The following is a 24,988-nucleotide window of genomic DNA, read 5'->3' on the forward strand; positions in this document are numbered from 1 at the left end:
TCACGGGTGATCGCTCAGCCCCCAATCAAGCGTGTCGCTTGCGATATTCCCCAGGCGAAATCCCGAACCGCGCTTTGAACGCCGTAGAAAAGTAACTCGAATCGGAAAACCCCCACGAATAACCCAGTGCCGAGAGCTTCTGCTCCGTCCCCGCCTGGCGCAGGGATTCAGCGCACAGATCCAGACGACGATTCTTGATGTACCGCGCCACCACCAGCCCCTTCCTGGCAAACATCCGATACAGGCCGCGCATCGACACGCCAACTTCCCGCGCCAGCACTTCAGGGCAGAGGTCTTCCGAACCAATATGCTCATCAATGTAGCCAAGGGTCTTGCGGAAGATCCGCTCATGCAGATCACTGCAGTCTTCGCTATGGCTGATGGCCGGGCGCAGCAGGCTGACAACCGCCTCGAGGGTCGCTTCGCTTTCTTGCTGGCTGAGGTTTTTCTGCCGGGTGGCATCCAGTATCAGGTGGTGGGACAGCATGGCGATGGGGGATGTGGCGGCAATCCGGTGACCGCACTTGACCTGGTTGAAGCGCAGGGTCTGCTCAACCAAGGTGTACGGCAGAATCAGCGACAACTGGCGAGAGTTCTCACTGAAGGTGAAATCGCTGGGGTGCGAAGCGTCAATCAGCGTGATGTCACCGGCTGACAGCGACACACGATTGTCGCCCTGGGCCATACTGGCGGTGCCGTCGAGCTGGAACACTGCAAAGTATTTACCGCCTTCGCCAGCGGCGACTTCCCGCGGCGTGCGGTACAGCCGTGCCTGGCAGGCATCGACAAAGCTGAGCTTCAGCGCACCGCTGTGGTATTCGCGGATCTGCCCGGAAAATTCGGAGCCCAGGGTTTGCGCATTAAAGGCGCCGCAGATCTGATTGATCTGATGGATCCACTGATCGAACCCGTCACGGCGCTGTGCAATTGTAGAAATCATGTCAGGCCTCACGCAGGCTTATTTTTATTGTCTACGCCAATCTACGATAAATCGGCACGCTCAGGATCTCCTGTACAGCCATTACTCCCTGAGTGATGGTGGGCTATTTAAGCCCGCCAAACCGCCGATAAAAACTTTCACCCACGTCCGGCAACGGCCCATCGGCGGTTTCCAGCGCGCTGTTCAGCCACTCCTCGGCCTTGGCGTAGATCAACCGGTAAATATTGCGGCACAACTGCCGGGCAGCTCGCCCTTCCCAATCACCGGGCAACAACTCGTCCGGCAATTGCGGGTCACGCAGCAGCAATTTGCGGTATTCATGAATAAGCAGGACCCGTGCCAGGAAGCAGTCGGACGGCTGTAGGTTCTCCTGCTCGCGAAGCGCTTGCCAGAGCGGTCGGAACAGCTGGATGAACTCGCTGTAATGGGCTGCCAGCTCCTCAATGCTCCAGCTCTCGCGCACCTGCAGGCGCAAGGCCTTGGAGGCCAGCACATCCTGGGCGGTGGTTTCGAAGACGATAGTCTCTTCCTGGGCACCGAGGTCGAGCAAGGTCGCGTTGACATCGGCCCGGTCGCTGCGCGGGCAGGCCAGCACTACCGGCGAGATCGCACCAAAACCTTGCCACTCCAGTTCTTCACGCACCTGTTTGCGCTTGTCCTGGGTCAGTTGCGTCAGCATCACCAGGCACCAGGAACCATCCCAGGCCGGCACAGTGGAGCTGTAGACCCGCTTGAAGGCCTTGTCGAAACGCCGCCGACCGGCGCCGGTCAGGCTGTAGTAGCTGCGCCGCCCGACTTTCTCGGAGGTCAGCCAGCCTTCCTTGGTCAGGCGAAAGATCGAGGTGCGGATCAGCCGTTCGTTGATGCCGATCGGCTCAAGCAGTTGAATCAGACTGCCCAACCAAACCGTACCGCCATGGGGCTCGATGGCATCCCCGTACAAAGTGATGATCAAGGAGCTGGCGCGGATCGGCGTCTGCTCCTGAAAGCGGGTAATCAGATGATTCAGGGGTGTCAGGGACGACATGGGCGTACCGAGCTAAAAAAAGAAAAGGAATATACCGAATCTCTGGGGGCAGCGTTCACAGGCCGCTGCCTTTAGGTCGCAGACCGCTGTCGCTGATGCGTGGCCGGTCGGGCTCCGGTTCGCTCAGCGGTTCGCAGACTTGCATTTGCTCCAGGCAGCGCCTGGCCAGTTGCTGATACTCGCGAGTCCCCGCCTGCTTCCACGACACTTCCTCATCGCTCAGGGTACGTTTGACGCTGGCCGGCGCGCCCATCACCAGGGACTGCTCGGGGCATTCGAAACCGGCCTTGACGAAAGCCGCCGCCGAAACGAACGAGCGCGGGGCGATTCGCGCGTTGTCCATCACTACTGCATTCATCCCCACCAGCGCATCGGCGCCGATCCGGCAACCGTGCAGCACCGCGCCATGGCCAATATGGCCGTTGCGTTCGACCACCGTGTCGCTGTCAGGGAAACCGTGCATCACGCAGGTGTCCTGCAGGTTGGCGCCCTCCTCCAGGACGATCCGGCCAAAGTCCCCGCGCAGGCTCGCCAGCGGCCCGACGTAACAATGCGGGCCGATAATCACGTCGCCGATCAGCACGGCCGACGGATGAACATAAGCACTGGGGTCAATCACCGGGGTCAGGCCATCAAGGCTGTAGCAGGTCATGGAGCGTTCCTATATGAGCAGTGCAAAGGGCACTTCGCAAAGTGATGCGAATATAGGTTCATTTTGTATCACATCGCTTTATCGGCACAAAGTACAAAAAACCGTATCACTTGAAAAAAACCTTTCAAGGTAGCGTGCCACCCCCTGAAAAACCACAACCAAAGTCAATAAATACGGCGAACAAGCACCTTTTGAAGGTCCTTGAAAGCAAAAGCACAAAAAACAAAATCCCAGCAATAAGACACATTAAATCAATTTAACTATTGTATTTGTGTATCACGTTGTAGGTATACTCGGACAAAACCGGCCTACCTGGCCGATCCAATAATGAGCCGGCATTACAGCCGAGCGTGCACCGAGGGCATCCGCCATGCCTCAGACCCTTGCTGTCGAGTTCCTCGAACCGGGCGTCCGCCTGATTACCCTGCAGCGCCCACAAGCGTTGAATGCCCTGACTACCCAGCTACTGGGTGAGCTGGCTGCCGAACTGAGCACCGCACAAGCCGATCCCGAGACCCGCGTGGTGGTCCTGACCGGCAGCCGCAAAGCCTTCGCGGCCGGCGCCGACATCAAGGAAATGGCCGAACGGGATCTGGTCGGCATTCTCGACGATCCGCGCCAGGCCTCCTGGCAGAGCATTACCCGCTTCAGCAAACCACTGATCGCTGCGGTCAACGGCTTCGCCCTCGGCGGTGGCTGCGAACTGGCGATGCACGCCGACATCATCATTGCCGGTCTTGACGCCCGCTTCGGCCAGCCGGAAATCAATCTCGGGATCATGCCGGGTGCCGGTGGCACTCAACGCTTGCTGCGGGCCGTCGGCAAATCCATGGCCATGCAAATGGTCCTGACCGGCGAGCCGATCGACGCCCGCCAGGCCCAACGCGCCGGCCTGGTCAGCGAAGTCACCCAACCGGAGTTCACCGTCGATCGCGCCTTGCAGATTGCCCGCGGCATTGCCGGCAAAGCCCCACTGGCGGTGCGCCTGGCCAAGGAAGCGCTCCTCAAGGCGATGGACACCGACCTGGCCAGCGGCCTGCGTTTCGAACGCCATGCCTTCACCGTCCTGGCCGGTACCCGCGACCGCGACGAGGGCATTCGGGCCTTCCAGGAAAAACGCCCGCCGACCTTCACCGGGCAATAAGAAGCCGGCCATCCGCCACCGAATTCGAACGACCTCTTAGAGAGCGCCATAACCATGAACTTCGAACACATCCTGTTTTCCATCGAGGCCGGCGTCGCCCTGCTCAGCCTCAACCGGCCGGACCAACTCAACAGCTTCAATGGGCAGATGCACGGCGAAGTGCAAGAAGCGCTGAAGCAGGTCCGACACAATCCCGACGTCCGTGTCCTGCTGCTGACCGGAGAAGGTCGCGGTTTCTGTGCCGGCCAGGACCTGAGCGACCGCAATGTCGCGCCGGGCAGTGCCGTGCCGGACCTGGGAGAGTCGATCGAAAAGTTCTACAACCCGCTGATCCGCCAGCTGCGCGATCTGCCGATGCCGGTGATCTGCGCGGTCAATGGCGTGGCGGCCGGGGCTGGAGCAAATATTCCGCTGGCCTGCGATCTGGTGCTGGCGGCGCGCTCCGCCAGCTTTATTCAAGCCTTCTGCAAAATCGGCCTGATCCCCGACTCCGGCGGCACCTGGACCTTGCCGCGCCTGGTGGGCATGGCCCGCGCCAAAGCGTTGGCCTTGCTGGGCAATCGCTTGAGTGCCGAGCAAGCCGAGCAATGGGGGCTTATCTACCGCTGCGTGGAAGACGCCGAGCTGCGCGACGAAGCCTTGAAGCTTGCCCGCCACCTGGCCACCCAACCGACTTACGGTCTGGCGCTGATCAAGCGCAGCCTGAACGCCAGCATGAGCAACAGTTTTGACGAGCAGCTTGAGCTGGAGAGAGATCTCCAACGTCTGGCCGGACGCAGCGAAGATTACCGCGAGGGCGTCAGCGCCTTCATGGAAAAACGCAGCCCAAGCTTCAAGGGGCGCTGAGTCATGAGCGCACTGAACACCAATGCGCCCATCGCGGTGATCGGCGCCGGCGCCATGGGTGCAGGTATTGCCCAGGTCGCCGCCCAGGCCGGCCATCCCGTGCTATTGCTGGACAATCGCCCCGGCGCCGCCGCCCAGGCCATCGATGGTATCGACCGGCAGCTGGGTAAACGGGTCGAGAAAGGCAAACTGTCGGCCGCGGCACGAACTGCAACCATCGCCCGTCTGCAGGCCGTGGAAGCCATCGAAGCCCTGGCCGATTGCGAGCTGGTCATCGAAGCCATAGTCGAGAACCTGGAGGTCAAACGCGCCCTGTTCCGGCAGCTGGAAAGCATCTGCAATGAGCACTGCATTCTGGCCAGCAACACCTCCTCGTTGTCGATTACCAGCATCGCTGCACAGCTGGACCGCCCGCAACGCCTGCTCGGCCTGCACTTTTTCAACCCGGCGCCGATCATGGCGCTGGTTGAAGTCGTCTCGGGCCTGGCCAGCGATCCGGTTCTGGCTGAATGCCTTTACGACACCGCCAGGGTCTGGGGCAAGAAACCGGTGCATACCCGCTCCACTCCGGGCTTTATCGTCAACCGCGTGGCCCGGCCGTTCTACGCCGAGAGCCTGCGCCTGCTCCAGGAAGGCGCCGCCGATTGCCCGACCCTGGATGCGCTGATGCGTGATGCCGGTGGGTTTGCCATGGGCGCTTTCGAGCTGACCGACCTGATCGGCCATGACGTCAACTATGCGGTGACCTGTTCGGTATTCGATGCTTATTACGGCGACACCCGTTTCCAGCCTTCGCTGATCCAGAAAGAGCTGGTGGATGCTGGACGCCTGGGGCGCAAGAGCGGTCATGGCTTTTACAGCTACGCCGAAGGTGTCGAGCGTCCACAGCCCGCGCACATCAGCAGCGACGCTGCCATCGAATCCTGCGTCGTGGAAGGTGATCTGGGCATCGCCCAGGCGCTGATTCCGCGTCTGCGCGAGCATGGCGTCGAGATTGTCCAGCGCGATGGCCAGGGCCTGCTGCGAGTCGGCGATGCCGTGCTGGCCTTGAGCGACGGGCGCATGGCCAGTCAGCGCGCCAGGGAGGATGGGCTGCGCAACCTGATCCTGCTGGATCTGGCGTTCGACTACGGCAAGGCCAGCCGGATCGCCATCAGCTGCTCGGCAGACACTTCCAGGTCCGCCCTCGAACAAGGCGTTGCGCTGCTGCAACGGGCCGGGCTCACGGTCAGCCTGCTCAGCGACAGCCCGGCACTCGCGGTCCTGCGCACGGTTGCAATGCTCGCCAACGAAGCGGCCGACGCCCTGCTGCAAGGCGTGGCATCGGCCGGCGACATCGATCTGGCGATGCGCGCCGGGGTCAACTATCCCCAAGGGCCGCTGGCTTGGGCAGATGCCATCGGGCTCCCACGCATTCTTGCAGTGCTGGAAAACCTGCAAGCCAGTTACGGCGAAGAACGTTATCGGCCGGCGCTGTTGCTGCGCCGTCGGGTCGCTGAAGGAAGGACTTTCCATGACTAACCATGAAGCAATGAATCTGGCCAGCAGCTGCGCGCAAGCGCTGTTCGAACGCGACACCGCCAGCCAGGCGATGGGCATGCGCCTGCTCTCGGTGGCGCCAGGCGCAGCACGAGTGGGCATGAGCGTGCGCGCCGACATGATCCAGGGCCACGGCACTTGCCACGGCGGCTATCTGTTCGCCCTGGCCGACTCGGCCTTTGCCTTCGCCTGCAACAGCCACAACGAAGCCACGGTGGGCATCGGCTGCAGCATCGACTACATCGCCCCGGCTCGCCTGGGCGACACCTTGAGCGCCGATTGCATCGAGCAAAGCCGTTCCGGTCGCACCGGCAACTACGACGTACGCATTGAAAACCAGCAGGGCCAGTTGATTGCCCTGTTCCATGGCAAATCCTACAAAGTGCGCGGCTCTGTGCTGGCGCAGGAGAACCCGAATGAATGACGCCCTGATCATCGACGCGGTGCGGACCCCGATCGGCCGCTATGCCGGAGCCCTGAGCAGCGTGCGCGCCGACGACCTCGGCGCGGTGCCGCTGCGCGAACTGCTGCGACGTCACCCGCAGGTCGACTGGAGCACGGTCGATGATGTGATCTACGGCTGCGCCAACCAGGCCGGCGAAGACAACCGCAACGTCGCGCGAATGTCGGCATTGCTGGCCGGGCTGCCGGTCAGCGTGCCCGGCACCACCCTCAACCGTCTTTGCGGTTCCGGGATGGATGCGATTGGCAGCGCGGCCCGGGCAATTCGCTGTGGCGAGGCCGGGCTGATGCTGGTGGGCGGCGTGGAATCGATGTCCCGCGCACCGCTGGTGATGGGCAAGGCCGAGCAAGCGTTTTCCCGTCAGGCAGAAATCCATGACACCACCATCGGCTGGCGCTTCGTCAATCCGCTGATGAAAAAAGCCTACGGCGTCGACTCCATGCCGGAAACCGCGGAGAACGTCGCCGAGCAGTTCAACATCTCTCGCGCCGATCAGGACGCCTTCGCCCTGCGCAGCCAGCAGCGCGCCGCCGCAGCCCAGGCCAGCGGTCGTTTTGCCCGGGAAATCGTTGCGGTAGAAATCCCCCAGCGCAAAGGCCCGGCCAAAGTCGTCGAGCACGACGAGCATCCCCGTGGCGACACCACCCTTGAGCAGCTGCAAAAGCTCTCAACGCCGTTCCGTGAAGGCGGCAGCATCACCGCCGGCAATGCGTCCGGGGTCAATGACGGCGCTTGCGCGCTGCTGCTGGCCAGCGCGGAAATCGCCAAACGCCACGGGCTGACCGCGCGCGGCCGGGTGGTGGCCATGGCCACTGCCGGGGTCGAACCACGGATCATGGGCATCGGTCCGCTCCCGGCGACCCGCAAGGTGCTGGAACTGGCCAACCTGAGCCTGGCCGACATGGACGTGATCGAACTCAACGAGGCCTTTGCCGCCCAGGGCCTGGCGGTGTTGCGCGAACTCGGCCTGAGCGACACCGATCCACGGGTCAATCCCAACGGTGGCGCCATCGCCCTCGGTCATCCGCTGGGCATGAGTGGCGCGCGGCTGGTAACCACCGCCCTGCATGAGCTTGAACAACAGAAGGGCCGCTACGCCTTGTGCACCATGTGCATCGGCGTCGGCCAGGGCATCGCATTAATCATCGAGCGTCTACCCCACTAAAGAATCGCGATTCCCGGGGAGCCGAGAGGTATCCTTGGGGCATGCACTCTAAGCGCTTCATTAAAAGCGCTGAAACATAAAAACAATTCGAGTGAAGTCATGAACATGCCAATTGCCAAAGCCGTGCTTGATCCACAGCTGGATCCAATGGAAACCGCCAGCATCGACGAACTGCGTCAGCACCAGCTCGAACGCCTGCGCTGGAGCCTGAACCACGCCTACCTGAACGTGCCGCTGTATCGGCAACGCTTCGATTCACTGGGCGTGCACCCGGACGACATCAAGTCCCTGGACGATCTGGCGAATTTCCCGTTCACCACCAAATCCGACCTGCGTGACAACTACCCCTACGGCATGTTCGCCGTGCCGATGCATGACGTGGTGCGCCTGCACGCCTCCAGCGGCACCACCGGCAAGCCGACGGTGGTTGGCTATACCCAGAATGACATCGACACCTGGGCCAATGTGGTCGCGCGCTCGATCCGCGCGGCAGGCGGCCGGCGTGGCGACAAAGTGCATATTTCCTATGGCTACGGCCTGTTCACCGGCGGTCTCGGCGCCCACTACGGCGCCGAACGCCTGGGTTGCACGGTGATTCCGATGTCCGGCGGCCAGACCGAAAAGCAGGTGCAGCTGATCAAGGATTTCCAGCCGGACATCATCATGGTCACGCCGTCCTACATGCTCAACATCGCCGATGAAATCGAGCGCCAGGGCATCGACCCGCACAAACTCGCCCTGCGCCTGGGTATCTTCGGCGCCGAACCCTGGACCGCCGAACTGCGCAGCGCCATCGAGGCGCGCCTGGGCATTACCGCCCTGGACATCTACGGCCTCTCGGAAATCATGGGCCCGGGCGTCGCCATGGAGTGCGCTGAAAGCAAGGACGGACCGACCATCTGGGAAGACCATTTCTACCCGGAAATCATCGACCCGATCACCGGAGCAGTCCTGCCGGACGGTCAGATGGGCGAACTGGTGTTCACCTCGCTGAGCAAGGAAGCCTTGCCGATGATCCGCTATCGCACCCGCGACCTGACGCGCCTGCTGCCGGGTACCGCCCGGCCGATGCGGCGCATCGACAAGATCACCGGACGCAGCGACGACATGCTGATCATTCGTGGGGTCAATGTGTTCCCGACCCAGATCGAAGAGCAGGTACTGAAGGTCAAACAGCTCTGCGAATCCTACGAGATCCACCTGTACCGCAACGGCAATATGGACAGCGTCGACGTGCATGTCGAGCTCAAGGGCGAGCATCAGCACATGAACGATGCGCAGCAAAAAGCCGTGTGCGCGGAACTCAGCCGGCACATCAAGAACCACATCGGCATCAGCACCAGGATCGTGCTGCAACCACCCTTCTCGATCAAACGCTCGGAAGGCAAGGCGTGTCATGTGATTGATAAGCGCAGTTAAAGCGTTGTAGGAGCGAGCTTGCTCGCGATGGACTCAAGGGCGACGCGTTTATTCAGAAAACACACGTAATCGTTAACGTCCATCGCGAGCAAGCTCGCTCCTACAAGGGCCCTCCTCGCACCTCCAGGCCGGTCTGGCCTCGCACTCCTCCGCAAACACCCATCCAGGACGCAACCCGGCGTCTTGGCGGGCGACTGCGCGCCACATTCGGCATTTCATCAGAAAAGCACTCCCTATCTGAAGGCTTGAGCGCCCTGCCACGCCTGCAACTCAGGCAACAAAAGCCCAAAGCGATACACAAAAATATACGACACGTTATTTTGTGTTTGATATTTATTTTTGTATCACTTATAAAGTTAGTCATGGCCACCCAATGATTCACGGCAGGAGACACTGCATGTACGCGCAGCTAGTAGAAACTGGGGTTAAACGCATAAAAACACTCGACGAGATGTCCGAGCAGGAGCGTTCCTTCCAGGAAAAAATCGATTCAGAAATCAAGATCGAAGCCAAGAACTGGATGCCAGATGCCTATCGGCAAACCTTGATTCGGCAAATCTCCCAGCATGCGCACTCGGAAATCGTCGGCATGCTGCCCGAAGGCAACTGGGTGACCCGTGCGCCAACGCTCAAACGCAAACTGCAACTGATGGCGAAGATCCAGGACGAGGCCGGTCATGGCCTGTATCTGTACAGCGCCATGGAAACCCTCGGTGCCGACCGCGATGAAGAAATCGCCAAGCTGCACAGCGGCAAAGCCAAGTACTCGAGCATCTTCAACTACCCGACCTTGAACTGGGCCGACATGGGCGCGGTGGGCTGGCTGGTGGATGGCGCGGCGATCGTCAATCAGGTGGTGCTGCAGCGTACCTCCTATGGCCCCTACTCCCGGGCCATGGTGCGGATCTGCAAGGAAGAGAGCTTCCACCAGCGCCAGGGCTACGAAATCCTCTTGACCATGATGCGTCACGGCAATCAGGCACAGAAAGACATGGTCCAGGACGCGATCAACCGCCTGTGGTGGCCGTCGCTGATGATGTTCGGTCCCAGCGACGAACACTCACCCAACAGCGCCCAATCCATGGCCTGGAAAATCAAGCGCCAGAGCAACGACGAACTGCGCCAGCGCTTCATCGACCAGACCATCCCACAGTTGGAACTGCTGGGCTGCACCTGCCCGGATCCGGAGCTGAAATGGAACGCCGAACGCGGCCACTACGACTTCGGCGAGATCCAGTGGAACGAATTCTACGAAGTGCTCAAGGGCAACGGCCCGTGCAACCAGGAACGTGTATCTACCCGCCGCAAAGCCATTGAAGACGGCGCCTGGGTCCGCGAAGCCGCGGTCGCCCACGCCCGCAAAAAACAAAACAAGAACGCCGCCTGAATCGGCCCGACAACCCACGCGACCGCTAAAAGATCGCAGGCTGCGCCAGCTCCTACGGGAGCCGGTGAACCCATGTAGGAGCTGCCGAAGGCTGCGATCTTTTGATCTTCAGCCCCTCCAGCACTCACTTAACTGATGTGGAGTAAATGTTATGTCCGACTGGACCCTCTTCGAAGTTTTCGTACGCAGCAAGCACGGCCTCAACCACAAGCATGTCGGCAGCGTGCATGCCGCCGACACCGCGATGGCCATCGAGAACGCTCGCGAGCTCTACACCCGGCGCAGCGAAGGCGTGAGCCTGTGGGTGGTGCCCTCGGCACTGATCACCGCCTCTTCGCCGGATGAAAAAGACCCGCTGTTCGATCCGGCGGACGACAAGGTTTATCGCCACGCCAGCTTCTACGAGCTGCCGGCCGAAGTCGGGCACATGTGAGGTCGACCATGAATAATAATAAGACTGATCTGATCGAATACCTGCTGCGCCTGGGCGACAGCGCCCTGATCCAGGGCCAGCGCCTGTGCCAATGGTGCGGCCATGCCCCGGCGCTGGAAGAAGAACTGGCGCTGATGAACGTCGGCCTCGACCTGGTGGGCCAGGCGCGCAACTGGCTGGATTACGCCGCCGAACTGCTGGAGGACGGCCGCGACGCCGATCACCTGGCGTTCCGCCGTGACGAGCGGGCCTATCGCAATCTGCTGCTGGTGGAACAACCGAACGGTGATTATGCGGTAACCATCCTCAAGCAATTCCTCTACGACGCCTGGCACCTGCAAGTGCTCAGCGGCCTGAGCCAGTCCAGTGACGAGCGCATCGCAGGGATTGCCGCCAAAGCGGTCAAAGAAGTGACCTATCACCTACGCCGCTCCAGCGAGTGGGTCGAGCGCCTGGGTGACGGCACCGAGGAAAGCCATCAGCGCATGCTCGCGGCTATCCCCGAGGTCTGGCGTTTCACCGTCGAACTGACCAGCGCCGATGACAGCGAAGAACCTTTGTGCGCGGCCGGTATCACCCCGGACGCCGCGCAAGTAGCGGCTGCCTGGCAAGCCAAGGTCAGCGAAATTTTCACCAGCGCGACCCTGCCCTTGCCAGCTACGCCCAGCTACTTCTACCTGAATGCCCGCCGCGGTTTGCATACCGAACACCTGGGTATTCTGCTGGCCGAAATGCAATCACTGCCACGAGCGTACCCCGATGCGACCTGGTGAGCTGATTGCCAGCGACCGGGGCGCACGGGCGGCTCAGTCGACCGACCTGGAAGCCGCCTGGGCGACATTGGCGCACGTTATGGACCCGGAAGTGCCGGTGGTCAGCGTGGTCGATCTGGGTATCGTCCGCGATCTCGATTGGCAGGCCGGGCATCTGCATGTGGTGGTCACCCCGACTTACTCCGGCTGCCCGGCCACTGAAGTGATCGAAAGCGATATCCGCGAGGCACTGGAGCTCGCCGGTTTCAAGGCGCCGTTACTGGAACGCAAATTGACCCCGGCCTGGACCACCGACTGGATCAGTGACATCGGCCGTGAACGCCTGCGTGCCTACGGCATTGCCCCGCCCAACGGCAGTAGCAGCAAACGCAGCCTGCTCGGTGAAAGCACCCGCATCGTCTGCCCGCAATGCGGCAGCGCGCACACCGAAGTGCTCAGCGAGTTTGGTTCCACCGCGTGCAAGGCGCTGTACCGCTGTCGCGACTGCCTGGAACCGTTCGACTATTTCAAGTGCATCTGAGCGGCCATCTGCCGACTTGGTTGGAGAACAATAATGAGCAAATTCCATAGCCTGACCATCAAGGACGTGCGCAGCGAAACCCGTGACGCGGTGTCCATCGCTTTCGAGATTCCGCAGCACCTGCAAGACAGCTTTCATTTCACCCAGGGCCAGCACCTGGTGATGCGCACCCAGCTGGATGGCGAAGAAGTCCGCCGCTCCTACTCGATCTGCACCGGGGTCAACGACGGTGAACTGCGCATCGCCATCAAGCGCGTGGCCGGCGGACGTTTTTCGGCGTTTGCCAATGAACAATTGCAGGCCGGGCATAGCCTTGAAGTGATGCCGCCGGCCGGGCACTTTCATGTCGAACTCGACCCGGCCCGCCATGGCAATTACCTGGCGGTCGCCGCCGGCAGCGGCATCACGCCGATTCTGTCGATCATCAAGACCACCCTGGAAAACGAGCCCCACAGCCGGGTCACGCTGCTGTATGGCAACCGTTCCAGCTCCGGTGCGCTGTTTCGCGAACAGCTGGAAGACCTGAAAAACCGTTACCTGCAACGCTTGAATCTGATCTTCGTGTTCAGCCGCGAGCAGCAGGATGTCGACCTGTACAACGGCCGGATCAACGCCGAAAAATGCGAGCAACTGTTCTCCCGCTGGCTCGACGTCAAAGCCCTCGACGCGGCATTCATCTGCGGCCCGCAGGAGATGACCGAAACCGTGTGCGACAGCCTCAAATCCAAGGGCATGCCGGCTGAGCGCATCCACTTCGAACTGTTCGCCGTCGCCGGCAGCCCGCAAAAACGCCAGGCTCGCGAAGCGGCCCGGCAGGTGGATGCGGCGGTCAGCCAGATCACCGTGATCAGCGATGGCCGCGCCCTGGCCTTCGACTTGCCACGCAACAGCCTGAGCATCCTCGATGCCGGCAACGCCCAGGGCGCTGAACTGCCCTACTCGTGCAAGGCCGGCGTCTGCTCGACCTGTAAATGCAAGGTCATCGAAGGCGAAGTGGAAATGGACAGCAACCACGCCCTGGAAGACTACGAAGTGGCCGCCGGCTATGTGCTGTCGTGCCAGGCATTTCCGGTGAGCGACAAGGTGGTGCTGGACTTCGATCAGCTCTGATTTTCAGATCGCCAAGATCGCAGCCTGCGGCAGCTCCTACACATTCAGAGTTCGCCGGTTATTCCCAGGTGCACGTAGCTCCCTGTAGGAGCTGCCGCAGGCTGCGATCTTTTCAGCCCCAACAGAAAAACCCGTTTCACCCCACAACAAAAACAACAAAAGCGAGCGCCCCATGACCCCACAAGACATAGAGCACATCAGCCAACACCCGGACTTCATCCAGCTGGTCCGCCGTAAACAGAACCTGTACTGGTCACTGAGCCTGGCCATGCTGGTGATCTACTACGGCTTCGTACTGCTGGTGGCATTTTCTCCCAGCACCCTGGGCCAGTCCCTCAGTGGTGGGGTAACCACCGTGGGCATGCTGGTCGGTGTGGTGATCGTTCTCCTCGCCTTCGCCCTGACCGGTTTCTATGTCTATCGCGCCAATAACGTGATCGACCCGCTCAACGAGAAACTCAAGCAGGAGTGCGCCAAATGAAGCGGCTTCTGGCGTTGTTCCTGCTGCCCCTGGCCTTTGTCGCCGACTTCGCGGTCGCCGCCGAGGGTGCTTCCCGCCCGTTGAACTGGACCGCGATCAGCATGTTCCTGGTGTTCGTGCTGTTTACCCTGGGGATCACTCGCTGGGCATCGTTGCGCACCCGTTCCGCCAGTGATTTCTATACCGCAGGCGGCGGCATGACCGGTTTCCAGAACGGCCTGGCGATTGCCGGCGATATGATTTCCGCGGCGTCCTTCCTGGGCATCTCGGCGATGATGTTCTTGAATGGCTACGACGGTTTGCTCTACGCCCTGGGCGTATTGGCTGGCTGGCCGATCATTCTGTTCCTGATCGCCGAGCGCCTGCGCAACCTGGGTAAATACACCTTCGCCGATGTGGTCTCTTATCGCCTCGAGCAAACCCCGGTACGCCTGACCTCGGCTTTCGGCACTTTGACCGTGGCACTGATGTACCTGGTGGCGCAGATGGTCGGTGCCGGCAAATTGATCGAGTTGCTGTTCGGCATCGACTATCTCTACGCGGTAATGCTGGTCGGCGTGCTGATGGTGTTCTACGTGACCTTCGGCGGCATGCTCGCGACCACCTGGGTGCAGATCATCAAGGCCGTTATGCTGCTGTTCGGCACCACCTTCATGGCCTTCATGGTGCTCAAGCATTTCGGTTTCAGCACTGAAGCGATGTTCGCCGGCGCCAGTGCCGTGCATGCCAAGGGCAACGCGATCATGGCACCCGGTGGCTTGCTGTCGAACCCGATCGATGCGATCTCTCTCGGGCTGGGCATGATGTTCGGCACTGCCGGTCTGCCGCACATCCTGATGCGCTTCTTTACCGTCAGCAACGCCAAGGAAGCCCGCAAAAGCGTGTTCTACGCCACCGGCTTTATCGGCTACTTCTACTTGCTGCTGATCATCGTAGGCTTCGGCGCGATTGTCATGGTCGGCACCGATCCGGCGTTCCGCGATGCCAACGGCGCGATCATCGGCGGCGGCAACATGATCGCCGTGCACCTGGCCCAGGCGGTCGGCGGCAACCTGTTCCTCGGCTTCATCTCGGCCGTGGCCTTCGCCACCATTCTCGCGGTGGTCGCCGGGTTGGCGCTGTCCGGTGCCTCGGCGGTGTCCCACGACCTGTATGCCTGTGTGATGCGCAAGGGTCAGGCCACCGAGAAGCAGGAAATTCGCGTATCGCGGATTGCCACGCTGTGTATCGGGGTATTGGCGATCATCCTCGGCCTGTTGTTCGAGTCGCAGAACATTGCCTTCCTCTCCGGACTGGTACTGGCCATCGCCGCCTCGGTGAATTTCCCGGTGCTGTTCCTCTCGATGTACTGGAAAGGCCTGACCACCCGTGGCGCGGTCACCGGCAGCCTGGCCGGACTGGGTTCAGCGATTGTCCTATTGATCCTCAGCCCGGCGGTGTGGGTCAACGTGCTGCATCACGACAAGGCGCTATTCCCCTACTCCAACCCGGCGCTGTTCTCCATGAGCCTGGCCTTCTTCAGCGCCTGGGTGTTTTCCGTCACCGATACATCGCCCCGCGCGGCAATGGAGCGCGGCCGGTACCTGGCGCAGTTCATCCGTTCGATGACCGGGATTGGTGCCTCCGGCGCCAGCAAACACTAAGCAATGCTCGATCTGATGTCAGGGAATAAAAACAATGAACCCCGCTCGTATCGCACCACAGAAATCGCTGTTGTCGTTAATGGCGCTATTGAGTCTGCCGATGGTCGCGCCCAGCGCCATGGCCGACTTCATCAGCGACAGCAAGGCCCGGATTGAAATGCGCAATCACTACATGAACCGCGACTTCCGTCAGGACAACGCCGCGCAATCCAAGGCCGAAGAATGGGCCCAGGGCTTCACCGCGCGCATCGAGTCCGGCTACACCGACGGTATGTTCGGTTTGGGTCTCGATGCCTTGGGCGAACTGGGTCTGAAGCTTGATTCCAGCCCCGACCGTCGCGGCACCGGCCTGCTGCCTTATGGCCCGCAAAGCCATGAGCCGGCTGACGAGTACAGCGAGCTGGGATTGACCGGCAAGCTGCGGGTCTCGAAAAGCGTTCTGAAGCTCGGCACCCTGCAACCGCTGCTGCCGGTGGTGGTCTACAACGACACCCGCCTGCTCGGCTCGACCTTCCAGGGTGGCTTGCTGAGCAGCCAGGAAATCAGCGGCCTGACGCTGAACGCCGGGCGCCTGACCAAGGCCAATCTGCGGGATTCCTCCAGCCGTGACGATATCGGCTACGGCGCCGCCAGCAGTGATGGCTTTGACTTCGCTGGCGGCAGTTACGCCTTCAGCCCACAGCTGAGCCTGAGCTACTACTACGGCGAGCTCGAGCAGGTCTATCGCCAGCAGTTCGCCGGTCTGGTGCATACCCAGCCGCTGGGTGCGGGTTTCAGCCTGCGCAGCGACCTGCGTTACTTCGACAGCCGCGGCGACGGCGCCGAACGTGCCGGGCGGGTCGACAACCGCAACCTCAACGGCATGTTCACCCTGGCCCACGGCGCCCACAAAGTCAGCGCCAGCTACCAGCAACTGTCCGGCGACAGCGCGTTTCCGTTCCTCAACGGCGGCGACCCGTACGTGGTCAACCTGGTCACCTTCAACACCTACACCCGCGCCGACGAAGACTCCTGGCAACTGCGTTACGACTACGACTTCGTCGCCGTGGGCGTGCCCGGCCTGACCTTCATGACCCGCTACACCGACGGACGCCACGTCAAGGCTGCCAACGTCGACAACGGCACCGAGTGGGAACGCGACACCGATATCACCTACGTGATCCAGAGCGGCGCCTTCAAGGACGTCAGCCTTCGCTGGCGCAACGTGACGTTCCGCTCCGGCAATGGCTTGACGACCGCCGTCGATGAAAACCGACTGATCCTCGGTTACACCCTGGCGCTTTGGTAATCCCTGATCGGCGCGGATACCACCGCGCCGGCACACTTCATAAACCGGAGGAACCGTGATGTATCACGCCCCTACCCTGCAAAGTTTCATCGCCGGTCGCTGGATCGGTCAACACGGCGCCCAAGTGCTGCGCAGCGCCATTGACGGCCACGAGATTTTCCGCACCCACGAAGAGCGCCCGGATTTCGCCGAAGCCATCGAGCACGGCCGTCGCCAGGGTGTCAGTGGGCTGATGGCGCTGGACTTCCAGCAACGAGCCCAGCGTCTCAAGGCCTTGGCCCTGTACCTGAGCGAGCGCAAGGAGCAGCTCTACGCGATCTCGCACCACAGCGGCGCCACCCGTGCCGACAGCTGGATCGATATCGAAGGCGGCAACAGCACGCTGTTCACCTACGCCAGCCTCGGCTCCCGGGAACTGCCATCGGGCAACATCGTCCATGAAGGTCCAGCGATGTCCCTGAGCAAGCTCGGCAGTTTTGCCGGCACGCACATCCTGGTGCCCCGTGGCGGCCTGGCGGTGCACATCAACGCCTTCAACTTCCCGATCTGGGGCATGCTGGAAAAATTCGCCCCGAGCTTCCTCGCCGGCATGCCGTGCATCGTCAAACCGGCCAGCGCCACCAGCTACCTGACCGAAGCCGTGGTGCGCCTGATGGACCAGTCCGGCCTGCTCCCGGCCGGTAGCCTGCAACTGATCATCGGCGGCACCGGCGATCTGCTCGATCGCCTGCAAGGCCAGGACGTGGTGACCTTTACTGGCTCCGCCGACACTGCGGCCAAACTGCGGGTCAACCCGAACCTGATCCGCAACTCGGTACCGTTCAACGCCGAAGCCGACTCACTGAACTGCGCGATCCTCGCCCCGGACGTCAGCCCGGACGACGAAGAGTTCGAGCTGTTCATCAAGGAAGTCGCCCGCGAGATGACCACCAAGGCCGGGCAGAAATGCACCGCCATCCGCCGCGCCATCGTTCCGGCCAAACACATTGATGCCGTAGCCACCCGCCTGCGCAATCGCCTGGCGAAAGTCGTGGTCGGCGACCCGTCGGTGGAAGGCGTGCGCATGGGCCCGCTGGCCTCCCACGATCAGCAAACAGACGTCGCTGAACGCCTGGAAAGCCTGTTGCAGAGCAGCGACCTGTTGTTCGGCGCCCGCGACGGTTTCGAACCTCGCGGTGAAAACGTCAGCCAGGGCGCGTTCTTTGCGCCGACCCTGCTGCGGGCCCGCGATCCCCACGCCGAAGGTGGCGCCCACGATATCGAAGCCTTCGGGCCGGTCAGCACCCTGATGGCCTACGACGACCTTGATGAAGCCCTGGTCCTGGCCGCTCGCGGCAAAGGCAGCCTGGTGGCGAGCTTGATCACCAAGGATCCGCAGATCGCCGCCAAGGCCATTCCGGTGGCTGCCGCCTGGCACGGGCGCTTGCTGGTGCTCGACCGCGAGTCCGCCGCCGAATCCACCGGCCACGGCTCGCCACTGCCGCAACTGAAACACGGCGGCCCGGGGCGCGCCGGTGGCGGTGAAGAACTCGGCGGCCTGCGCGCGGTGAAGCACTACCTGCAACGCGCAGCGGTACAAGGCTCACCGACCATGCTTGCGGCGGTGACCGGTGAACACGTGCGCGGCGCCAAGGTCATTGAAACCGAAGTCCACCCGTTCCGCCGGTTCTTCCAGGACCTGCAGATCGGCGAATCGCTGCTGACTCATCGGCGCACCGTGACCGAGGCCGATCTGGTGAACTTCGGCTGCCTGTCCGGCGATCACTTCTACATGCACTTCGACGACATCGCCGCCAAGGAATCGCAATTCGGCAAACGCATCGCCCACGGTTACTTCGTGCTGTCGGCGGCGGCCGGCCTGTTCGTTTCCCCGGCGCCTGGCCCGGTGCTGGCCAACTATGGCCTCGACACCCTGCGCTTCATCAACCCGGTGGGCATCGGCGACACCATCCAGGCCCGCCTGACCTGCAAACGCAAGATCGACCAGGGCAAGAAGAGCCCACAAGGCATCCCGCAAGGTGTGGTGGCCTGGGACGTGGAAGTCACCAATCAGCTGGGTGAACTGGTGGCCAGTTATGACATCCTGACCCTGGTGGTGAAACGCGAGTAGGAGCTGGCGAAGCCTGCGATCTTTTGATCTTTGCGGTCGGCGCAGGTTCGGCCCGCGTTCGGGCGATCCTGGCGGCATCAGAACCTCGAATGCCGGCCACACACTCTTCCGATTTTTTTTGAATGCCGTTCTCAGCTCCCTGTCAAACATAGAACTGAAGCGCAACCGAGAAATCAATCACATTGAAGCGAGGCAAGTCATGAGCAATAAAGAACTTGAGAAAGAAATCCTCACGCGCTTATTGCACGCGCACCCTCAAGGCCTTGGCAAGGAAGTCCTTGATAATTTTCGCGGAGAAAAGGTGGTTGCCGGAGCACTCAAGCTGTTGCAGGACAAGGGCTTGATCCAGGGTGGAAGCGTGTCCATCGAAGGTCATGAACCGTCGGTAACCTATCCGATTAAATTGACTGCTTCAGGAGTAGACGCTGCAAAAGAATGCGAATCCTGAAAGGCTGAAAACCCTGTTTGGTGGCCGGGCTTGATTGCTGTGAGGAAGCCCGGCTCCATGCCGGGCATGCTCACCCAGACTAATCGTGGCAGTTCAGTCCGGATCAACCAGCAGATCGGCGTCCTCCGGCCCTAAAGTCGGCTCCGGATCCTGCAGGCTGTTGGGGTCGTGGGCTTCATGCTGGTCTTTCAGGCGCTGGCGGGCACGCTCCGAGTCAAAGGTCTTTCCTTCAGCCAGATTGATCAGGGTTGATGAAATTCGAAAGAAGCCACCGCAGGGCTCGCAATAGAAGCGCATTCCACCGCCGAACGAAAGATCCTCCCGAGCGCCATTGTTTCCGCACACCGGACAACTCATATCCCACCTCCTTTGCTGGACGTCCGAACTCGTCGAAAGTGGTCGAGCAGCAGATTTCACCGCTCCTGATCATTGGACCCACAACGAAGCTGCGAGTACCCACCGCAGGAATCTGAAACCTAGATCAATTTGTTCGAAATTGAATGACCCGCTAGTAAGCAGCGCATATGTGGATCGAAACGGATATAGCCCTCGGAAAAACTGCGGATAATGCATTCATTTGGAGGTGTGACGGTCGGCGTAGGAGCTGGCGAAGCCTGCGATCTTTTCTGCAGGCACCACCATCGCCAAGATCAAAAGATCGCAGCCTGCGGCAGCTCCTTGTTGATCTTCAATAAACACGAAATCTGTGTACGACTGCGGCCTGGTGTGGGAGCGGGCTTGCTCCCTCGCCACAAGTTCGGTGTGTACTGCGGCGACTCGCTAGCTACTGAACCAGCAAGCAAGCCACCAGGCCCGCCCACAGCAGGCCGGCCATTGACCAACGACTGCTCAACCCTGAGGGTGCCTCGCCCGCGGCAACCGGGCGATCGGGATTGGCAAGATGTGCCGCAAAACGTTCGGTACATTGCTCAAGGTTGCTGCCGTTGACATCAAACATAAGAGTTGTCCCGTCAGTTGCTGATGGTAATCAATCTTATGTAATCCATTAATCATGCCAATGATTAACTGGCTATTTATCAACGTATTGGAATTATCAGGGTTATTTAAACCCTGAATAAATGGTTAATTAAACCCTGACACAAAGGTTATAAGTACCATTTCGACTAGGCAGTGTAACGGTGAGGCCGATGATTCATTGCAATGATCAGATTCAACACCACCGCACCCGCTATCGAGACGATGAGCGCTGGCACACTCACCACGTACAGCGAAGCCAGCATGACCACAACGTCGACGGCCATTTGCAGTTTGCCGGCACGTATGCCCAATCGGTCCTGCAGATAGAGCGCGAGGATGTTGACCCCTCCCAGGCTCGCCTTGTGCCTGAACAGCACAATGAAGCCCAGCCCCATGATCAGGTTGCCGAACAACACGGCATAGATTGGCTGGAGGTGATCGATATGGATAAATCGCAAATGCAGGTCAGTGAACAGCGAAACCAGTGCGACGGCACAAAAGGTCTTGAGGGTGAACGCCCAGCCCATGCGCCGGATCGCGAGGTAATAGAACGGCAGATTGATCAGGAAAAACGCCGTACCGAATGAAACATGCGAGGCGTAATGGATCAGGAAAGCCACCCCTGCAGTACCACCGGTGAGCGCACCGGCCTGGCGTAGCAGCATGATGCCGAACGAGACCATCAGCGTGCCGACGAGCACCGCCAGAACATCTTCCAGCAGGGTGTGTTGCACGCGGGCAACTGGAGTGACTTCAACCATACAGAATGCTCAACCGCCAGAAATTTCGAGGCTGGATTGGGCCATCAGCGCAAGACAATTGATAATTGCTGATGGAACTTGGATCTTATGCAATCCATTAATCATGCCAACCGCTAATTGGCTATTTTCAAAGAGCTGAAATTAGTCGGGTCATTTAAACCCCGCCACCTGCGGTAAATGAAACCCTGCCGTGGTCATAAATACCATGGAAAATGCCTATGTAGGAGCGAGCTTGCTCGCGATGGACGTTAACGATAACGCGTGTTATCTGAATAAACGCGTCTTCTTTGAGTCCATCGCGAGCAAGCTCGCTCCTACAGGCATTGTCGCATGGCCAGCGCACCACTCTATGCGGCTATATAGCGCACCCGGAAACTTTTACATCCGTCGCTGACTGCTGCTAAATGGACGCCTTCTTGCCCTGAGCCCGCCCATGGCCTCGTTGAAACCCATCAGCCCCTGGATCGCCTGCCTGGCCGTGTTGCTCAACATGCTGGCCATGCCGCTGAGCCGCGCCATGCAGACGCCGGATGCGCAGCTGTTGCTCTGGGGTGGGTTCTGTTCGGCGAATAATTCACAAGTAATGCCTGCGGCCCTTGGCAAACTGCTCGACACCTTGGCGCCGGCCCCCTCGAAAACCACCATGCAACACAGTGATTGCTGCTGCGGCCATAGCGGCCTGGCGGCGTTGCCGTCGAATTACTATCGGCATTTTCTACCGCAACACACCCCCGATATCGCCCTCAACAATCCTGAGCTGCCAACACTGCCCCACAGGGTTCGCTGGCCCAACCTGACCCCGCGCGCTTCCCCCTTGGCCTGACCAAAACCCTGGCCCTGTCCGCCGAGGCTCGATTGCCTGGCTTTGGGCCAATGCCGGTCACAGAAATCTATGGTCGGACGATCACCTGTGGCGAGGGAGCTTGCTCCCGCTCGGCTGCGCAGCAGTCGTAAAACCAGACAATGCGGTGTGCCTGACACAACCGGATTGCAGATTTTAGGGCCGCTGCGCGCCCCAGCGGGAGCAAGCGCCCTCGCCACAGGTGTGATGTTCGCCCCCGGCCCCCATCGTGGCCGTCCAATCGCCGTTGAAATCTCTTGGTCTTCAGGAAGTGTGCGTCATGCCTGCTCCATCTGCTTTGCCCCGCGCAACGCCTTTGTCTGTATCCCGTTCCATCTGCTCCCTTCTGACCTGCGGCCTGTTCGCGCTGACCCCGCTGTCAGCGGCGCTGGCCGAAGCCGGCAAGATCGAAGACTCGGTCCTGACCCTCGGCACCGTGAATGTGCAGGGCAATACCAGCGGCCCCCTGAGCACCAGTAGCGTGCTCAGCTCGGTGGATATCCTGGGTGGCGACATCCTCGAGAAAATGCCGGTCAACTACAGCTGGGAACTGTTCAGTCGCGCGCCCGGGGTGATGCTCACCGAGTTCAACCAGGGCACTACCTCCGGCAAGATCTCCTTTCGCGGTTTCAATGGCGAGGGTGAGGTGAACGCCGTCAAGTTGCTGATCGACGGCATTCCGAGCAACAGCAACGACGGCAACATGCCGTTCATGGACATGATCTTCCCCCTCGAACTCGACAGCATCGAGGTGGTGCGCGGCACCAGCGATCCACGTTACGGGCTGCACAACATCGCCGGCAACGTCAACATGCTGACCCGTACCGGCGGCGACTACAGCAAGGCGCGTATCCGTTACGGCAGCTTCAATACCCGGGAAACCCAATTTGCCAAAGGCATTGAAAGCAGCAACTGGACCCAGAACTACTTCCTTGCCTATCAGAAATCCGCTGGCTATCGCGACCACGCCGAAGCCGACCGCTACTCGATGTCCGGCAAGTGGTTCTACACCCCCGACGACGACAGCTACCGCATCGGTCTGATCGCCCGCCATTACGAAGCCGAGGCCCGGGAGCCCGGGTACCTCACCCGAGACGACGCACACCATCACCCGACCATGAGCAATTCATACAACGCCACCGACCAAGGCACGCGGCGCATGAATCAGCTCAGCCTGCATTTCGACACCGACCTGACCGAGACCCTGGCCTGGTCGGCGAAGAGCTACGTCAACACCTTCGATGACCGGCGCTGGACCCAGTACTGGCGCACCAGCTCCCAACAGGAACGCGATGCCTACGAAACCCAGTACGGCGCCCTCACCTCGCTGACCTGGCGCCCGGTGGTCAGCGGGCTGTACGACTTCGCGCTGGAGGGCGGCGCGGACGTGCAAAGGCAGCAGAACAAAAGCGAGCGCTACAAAACAATAAATCGCATTCGCCAGGCGCAAACCCGCGATCAGCAATTCGACTTCGACACCTACGGCGCTTATATACAGGCCGAGATCAAACCCTTCGAGTCGTTGAAGATCGTCCCGGCCTATCGGGTCGACAAGATCCAGGGTGATTTCACCAATGAAATGACCGGCATGGACTACGACATCAACAACTACGGGCTGATCAAGCAACCCAAGCTCAGCGTGGTCTATTCGCCTTGGGAGGTGGCCAGCCTCTATGCCAACTGGGGGCGCACCTTCCAGGTCGGCAGCGGTGCGGCAGCCTACAAAATCCCGCCACGGAACACCGACCTGGCGCCGTCGATCAACGAAGGCTGGGAAACCGGAGTCAAGTTCACCCCCGCCGACTGGGTCGATGGCCGGGTCGCCTACTGGCAGCAGGAAGCCACTGGAGAAGTCAGCCGCCGACTCAACGATCCCGGCGGCGAGTCGGATAACGTCGGCGAAACCCGACGTTGGGGTTATGACCTGCAGATGAACCTGCACCCCAACGAGCGCACCGAGATCTGGCTGGCTTACTCCTGGCAGTACTCGAAGATCCTCCAACCCAGCTCAAGCCTGCCCAACAGCAAAGGCCAGGAAATCGACCACATCCCCAATCACCTGTACAACGCCGGGGTCAGCTACCAGTCCACCCCTGCCCTGCAATTGACGGCGTGGATGAACGGCCAGACCGACTACTACCTGGAGCGGGAAAACAGCAAAGGCAGCTACGGCGGTTACGTGCTGATGAACCTCGGTGCCACCTACCAGGTGACCGAATCGGTGAGTGTCGATCTACAGCTGAAAAACCTCACCAACCGCTACCATGAATACGTCTGGTACGACCCCGATGGTGCCGGTGCTTCCCTGCATTCCCCGGGCGATGGGCGTGCGCTCTATACCGGCGTGACCCTGGATTTCTGATAAGGATTGGCTGCGGGGACTGGCCTTATGGGCTCTTGTAGGAGCTGCCGCAGGCTGCGATCTTTTGATCTTGCATTTGCGGCGCCCCCGAAAGATCGCAGCCTATCGGCAGCTCCTACGCCGATCGAGGACATCCGCGATGCTGGGGATATATACAATCCCCATGTAGGAGCAGCCCCTGCGGCAATCGGCCACTTGCATCAACCGTTCCCCGGAAGAAATTCGGTGCTAGAGTCGCCGCCCATGAAACTCGCCCGCAATGACCGCTCACTGACTGCATGGGTACTGTACGCCAGCATCCTGTTCAGTCTGGTCGCCTGCGGGATTCATCACGGGCAAATGAGCGGGTTGGAACTCAATGGTAGCGGCGGCCTCTTCTGCTCGGTCGACCACCATTCCGCCGCTGGACTGGACGCAGACTCCGGCGACTCGAAAACCCCGGACCTGATGCCCTCCCTGGGTTGTCCACTGTGTAGCGCATTCACATTAAGCATTGCCATGCTGTTGTGCCTCAGCTGGCTGATGCTTCCTGCAGGCACCAGGTTCTCGTATCGAGAGCTACGTGAACACAGCTCCCCTCGTTGTACTTGGCCCCCCGCCAACCCCCGCGCTCCGTAAAGCCGCTCGCCGCACCCACATCCGCACCTTCCTGCGGACA

Annotated in this window: 25 protein-coding genes; 19 read left to right on the top strand and 6 right to left on the bottom strand. The window is 60.7% G+C overall.

Going from position 1 to position 24,988, the window contains the following annotated elements:
* Nucleotides 1-25 precede the first annotated feature (25 nt).
* From feaR to paaY, 3 genes are all read right to left on the bottom strand, one after another.
* Nucleotides 26-940 (bottom strand): transcriptional regulator FeaR, encoded by a 915-nt coding sequence (gene feaR, locus ACA064_RS17475; RefSeq protein WP_497669243.1) that lies wholly within the window; start codon nt 938-940, stop codon nt 26-28.
* A gap of 103 nt (nt 941-1,043) precedes the next feature.
* On the bottom strand, nt 1,044-1,967 hold the full coding sequence (gene paaX, locus ACA064_RS17480; RefSeq protein ID WP_497669244.1) for a phenylacetic acid degradation operon negative regulatory protein PaaX: 924 nt from the start codon (nt 1,965-1,967) through the stop codon (nt 1,044-1,046).
* Nucleotides 1,968-2,022: 55 nt separating this feature from the next.
* Nucleotides 2,023-2,619 carry a phenylacetic acid degradation protein PaaY gene (gene paaY, locus ACA064_RS17485; protein ID WP_497669245.1) on the bottom strand — a complete coding sequence of 199 codons (597 nt, stop codon included), beginning with the start codon at nt 2,617-2,619 and terminating at the stop codon, nt 2,023-2,025.
* Between the two features lie 370 nt (nt 2,620-2,989).
* Here paaY and paaF point away from each other — a divergent pair, with 370 nt between their 5' ends.
* The 16 genes from paaF to ACA064_RS17565 all read left to right on the top strand — a co-directional run bounded on the left by paaF (nt 2,990) and on the right by ACA064_RS17565 (nt 19,388).
* Nucleotides 2,990-3,763 carry a 2,3-dehydroadipyl-CoA hydratase PaaF gene (paaF, locus tag ACA064_RS17490; RefSeq protein WP_497669246.1) on the top strand — a complete coding sequence of 258 codons (774 nt, stop codon included), beginning with the start codon at nt 2,990-2,992 and terminating at the stop codon, nt 3,761-3,763.
* A gap of 54 nt (nt 3,764-3,817) precedes the next feature.
* Nucleotides 3,818-4,609 (top strand): 2-(1,2-epoxy-1,2-dihydrophenyl)acetyl-CoA isomerase PaaG, encoded by a 792-nt coding sequence (paaG, locus tag ACA064_RS17495; protein WP_497669247.1) that lies wholly within the window; start codon nt 3,818-3,820, stop codon nt 4,607-4,609.
* 3 nt (nt 4,610-4,612) lie between these two features.
* On the top strand, nt 4,613-6,130 hold the full coding sequence (paaH, locus tag ACA064_RS17500; RefSeq protein WP_497669248.1) for a 3-hydroxyacyl-CoA dehydrogenase PaaH: 1,518 nt from the start codon (nt 4,613-4,615) through the stop codon (nt 6,128-6,130).
* Nucleotides 6,123-6,572 carry a hydroxyphenylacetyl-CoA thioesterase PaaI gene (gene paaI / locus ACA064_RS17505; RefSeq protein WP_497669249.1) on the top strand — a complete coding sequence of 150 codons (450 nt, stop codon included), beginning with the start codon at nt 6,123-6,125 and terminating at the stop codon, nt 6,570-6,572. Before paaH ends, paaI begins: the two co-directional genes overlap by 8 nt.
* A complete protein-coding gene (gene pcaF / locus ACA064_RS17510) occupies nt 6,565-7,776 on the top strand; it encodes a 3-oxoadipyl-CoA thiolase (protein ID WP_497669250.1) in 1,212 nt (403 codons plus the stop codon). The genes paaI and pcaF overlap by 8 nt, the downstream gene beginning before the upstream one ends.
* Before the next feature lie 99 nt (nt 7,777-7,875).
* Nucleotides 7,876-9,195, top strand: coding sequence for a phenylacetate--CoA ligase PaaK (paaK, locus tag ACA064_RS17515; RefSeq protein ID WP_497669251.1), 1,320 nt, complete (start codon nt 7,876-7,878; stop codon nt 9,193-9,195).
* Between the two features lie 397 nt (nt 9,196-9,592).
* A complete protein-coding gene (gene paaA, locus ACA064_RS17520) occupies nt 9,593-10,582 on the top strand; it encodes a 1,2-phenylacetyl-CoA epoxidase subunit PaaA (protein ID WP_497669252.1) in 990 nt (329 codons plus the stop codon).
* 151 nt (nt 10,583-10,733) lie between these two features.
* Complete coding sequence (gene paaB, locus ACA064_RS17525; RefSeq protein ID WP_497669253.1) at nt 10,734-11,015, top strand: 1,2-phenylacetyl-CoA epoxidase subunit PaaB; 282 nt, start codon at nt 10,734-10,736, stop codon at nt 11,013-11,015.
* 8 nt (nt 11,016-11,023) lie between these two features.
* Nucleotides 11,024-11,788 carry a 1,2-phenylacetyl-CoA epoxidase subunit PaaC gene (paaC, locus tag ACA064_RS17530; RefSeq protein ID WP_497669254.1) on the top strand — a complete coding sequence of 255 codons (765 nt, stop codon included), beginning with the start codon at nt 11,024-11,026 and terminating at the stop codon, nt 11,786-11,788.
* A complete protein-coding gene (gene paaD, locus ACA064_RS17535) occupies nt 11,775-12,308 on the top strand; it encodes a 1,2-phenylacetyl-CoA epoxidase subunit PaaD (RefSeq protein WP_497669255.1) in 534 nt (177 codons plus the stop codon). Before paaC ends, paaD begins: the two co-directional genes overlap by 14 nt.
* A gap of 33 nt (nt 12,309-12,341) precedes the next feature.
* Nucleotides 12,342-13,418, top strand: coding sequence for a 1,2-phenylacetyl-CoA epoxidase subunit PaaE (gene paaE, locus ACA064_RS17540; protein ID WP_497669256.1), 1,077 nt, complete (start codon nt 12,342-12,344; stop codon nt 13,416-13,418).
* Between the two features lie 172 nt (nt 13,419-13,590).
* Nucleotides 13,591-13,899: a DUF485 domain-containing protein gene (locus ACA064_RS17545; RefSeq protein WP_497669257.1), complete on the top strand. Its 309-nt coding sequence runs from the start codon at nt 13,591-13,593 to the stop codon at nt 13,897-13,899.
* Nucleotides 13,896-15,542, top strand: coding sequence for a cation acetate symporter (locus tag ACA064_RS17550; protein WP_497669258.1), 1,647 nt, complete (start codon nt 13,896-13,898; stop codon nt 15,540-15,542). The genes ACA064_RS17545 and ACA064_RS17550 overlap by 4 nt, the downstream gene beginning before the upstream one ends.
* A 34-nt stretch (nt 15,543-15,576) precedes the next feature.
* Nucleotides 15,577-16,830: an OprD family porin gene (locus ACA064_RS17555; protein ID WP_497669259.1), complete on the top strand. Its 1,254-nt coding sequence runs from the start codon at nt 15,577-15,579 to the stop codon at nt 16,828-16,830.
* Between the two features lie 58 nt (nt 16,831-16,888).
* The gene (paaZ, locus tag ACA064_RS17560; RefSeq protein WP_497669260.1) at nt 16,889-18,940 is read left to right on the top strand and encodes a phenylacetic acid degradation bifunctional protein PaaZ; all 2,052 of its coding nucleotides are present in this window, start codon (nt 16,889-16,891) and stop codon (nt 18,938-18,940) included.
* Nucleotides 18,941-19,139: 199 nt separating this feature from the next.
* Nucleotides 19,140-19,388, top strand: coding sequence for a hypothetical protein (locus ACA064_RS17565; protein WP_497669261.1), 249 nt, complete (start codon nt 19,140-19,142; stop codon nt 19,386-19,388).
* A 93-nt stretch (nt 19,389-19,481) separates the two neighbouring features.
* Here the strand turns inward: ACA064_RS17565 and ACA064_RS17570 are convergent, their stop codons facing one another.
* The 3 genes from ACA064_RS17570 to ACA064_RS17580 all read right to left on the bottom strand — a co-directional run bounded on the left by ACA064_RS17570 (nt 19,482) and on the right by ACA064_RS17580 (nt 21,127).
* The gene (locus tag ACA064_RS17570; protein ID WP_497669262.1) at nt 19,482-19,745 is read right to left on the bottom strand and encodes a hypothetical protein; all 264 of its coding nucleotides are present in this window, start codon (nt 19,743-19,745) and stop codon (nt 19,482-19,484) included.
* 427 nt (nt 19,746-20,172) lie between these two features.
* Entirely contained in the window at nt 20,173-20,346 is a 174-nt protein-coding gene (locus ACA064_RS17575; RefSeq protein WP_497669263.1) for a hypothetical protein, read from the bottom strand.
* Between the two features lie 166 nt (nt 20,347-20,512).
* Nucleotides 20,513-21,127 carry a YitT family protein gene (locus ACA064_RS17580; RefSeq protein WP_497669264.1) on the bottom strand — a complete coding sequence of 205 codons (615 nt, stop codon included), beginning with the start codon at nt 21,125-21,127 and terminating at the stop codon, nt 20,513-20,515.
* 433 nt (nt 21,128-21,560) lie between these two features.
* On the opposite strand from ACA064_RS17580, the gene ACA064_RS17585 reads away from it, so the two are divergent.
* The 3 genes from ACA064_RS17585 (at nt 21,561) to ACA064_RS17595 (ending at nt 24,948) form a co-directional block, all read left to right on the top strand.
* A complete protein-coding gene (locus ACA064_RS17585) occupies nt 21,561-21,950 on the top strand; it encodes a DUF2946 domain-containing protein (RefSeq protein ID WP_497669265.1) in 390 nt (129 codons plus the stop codon).
* Between the two features lie 298 nt (nt 21,951-22,248).
* Nucleotides 22,249-24,330, top strand: coding sequence for a TonB-dependent receptor (locus ACA064_RS17590; RefSeq protein WP_497669266.1), 2,082 nt, complete (start codon nt 22,249-22,251; stop codon nt 24,328-24,330).
* Nucleotides 24,331-24,573: 243 nt separating this feature from the next.
* On the top strand, nt 24,574-24,948 hold the full coding sequence (locus ACA064_RS17595) for a DUF2946 domain-containing protein (RefSeq protein ID WP_497669267.1): 375 nt from the start codon (nt 24,574-24,576) through the stop codon (nt 24,946-24,948).
* The last annotated feature ends 40 nt before the right edge of the window (nt 24,949-24,988 follow it).

The sequence above is a fragment of the Pseudomonas sp. LBUM1658 genome (assembly GCF_059716055.1).

Coding starts and splice junctions, on each gene's coding strand:
- ACA064_RS17570 (WP_497669262.1), bottom strand. CDS start 19,745: ATGAGTTGTCCGGTGTGCGGAAACAATGGCGCTCGGGAGGATCTTTCG.
- paaG (WP_497669247.1), top strand. CDS start 3,818: ATGAACTTCGAACACATCCTGTTTTCCATCGAGGCCGGCGTCGCCCTG.
- paaC (WP_497669254.1), top strand. CDS start 11,024: ATGAATAATAATAAGACTGATCTGATCGAATACCTGCTGCGCCTGGGC.
- paaB (WP_497669253.1), top strand. CDS start 10,734: ATGTCCGACTGGACCCTCTTCGAAGTTTTCGTACGCAGCAAGCACGGC.
- paaY (WP_497669245.1), bottom strand. CDS start 2,619: ATGACCTGCTACAGCCTTGATGGCCTGACCCCGGTGATTGACCCCAGT.
- ACA064_RS17545 (WP_497669257.1), top strand. CDS start 13,591: ATGACCCCACAAGACATAGAGCACATCAGCCAACACCCGGACTTCATC.
- paaE (WP_497669256.1), top strand. CDS start 12,342: ATGAGCAAATTCCATAGCCTGACCATCAAGGACGTGCGCAGCGAAACC.
- ACA064_RS17575 (WP_497669263.1), bottom strand. CDS start 20,346: ATGTTTGATGTCAACGGCAGCAACCTTGAGCAATGTACCGAACGTTTT.
- ACA064_RS17555 (WP_497669259.1), top strand. CDS start 15,577: ATGAACCCCGCTCGTATCGCACCACAGAAATCGCTGTTGTCGTTAATG.
- paaA (WP_497669252.1), top strand. CDS start 9,593: ATGTACGCGCAGCTAGTAGAAACTGGGGTTAAACGCATAAAAACACTC.
- ACA064_RS17595 (WP_497669267.1), top strand. CDS start 24,574: ATGAAACTCGCCCGCAATGACCGCTCACTGACTGCATGGGTACTGTAC.
- ACA064_RS17565 (WP_497669261.1), top strand. CDS start 19,140: ATGAGCAATAAAGAACTTGAGAAAGAAATCCTCACGCGCTTATTGCAC.
- paaD (WP_497669255.1), top strand. CDS start 11,775: ATGCGACCTGGTGAGCTGATTGCCAGCGACCGGGGCGCACGGGCGGCT.
- ACA064_RS17550 (WP_497669258.1), top strand. CDS start 13,896: ATGAAGCGGCTTCTGGCGTTGTTCCTGCTGCCCCTGGCCTTTGTCGCC.
- paaF (WP_497669246.1), top strand. CDS start 2,990: ATGCCTCAGACCCTTGCTGTCGAGTTCCTCGAACCGGGCGTCCGCCTG.
- ACA064_RS17590 (WP_497669266.1), top strand. CDS start 22,249: ATGCCTGCTCCATCTGCTTTGCCCCGCGCAACGCCTTTGTCTGTATCC.
- ACA064_RS17580 (WP_497669264.1), bottom strand. CDS start 21,127: ATGGTTGAAGTCACTCCAGTTGCCCGCGTGCAACACACCCTGCTGGAA.
- feaR (WP_497669243.1), bottom strand. CDS start 940: ATGATTTCTACAATTGCACAGCGCCGTGACGGGTTCGATCAGTGGATC.
- paaX (WP_497669244.1), bottom strand. CDS start 1,967: ATGTCGTCCCTGACACCCCTGAATCATCTGATTACCCGCTTTCAGGAG.
- paaK (WP_497669251.1), top strand. CDS start 7,876: ATGAACATGCCAATTGCCAAAGCCGTGCTTGATCCACAGCTGGATCCA.
- paaI (WP_497669249.1), top strand. CDS start 6,123: ATGACTAACCATGAAGCAATGAATCTGGCCAGCAGCTGCGCGCAAGCG.
- paaZ (WP_497669260.1), top strand. CDS start 16,889: ATGTATCACGCCCCTACCCTGCAAAGTTTCATCGCCGGTCGCTGGATC.
- paaH (WP_497669248.1), top strand. CDS start 4,613: ATGAGCGCACTGAACACCAATGCGCCCATCGCGGTGATCGGCGCCGGC.
- ACA064_RS17585 (WP_497669265.1), top strand. CDS start 21,561: ATGGCCTCGTTGAAACCCATCAGCCCCTGGATCGCCTGCCTGGCCGTG.
- pcaF (WP_497669250.1), top strand. CDS start 6,565: ATGAATGACGCCCTGATCATCGACGCGGTGCGGACCCCGATCGGCCGC.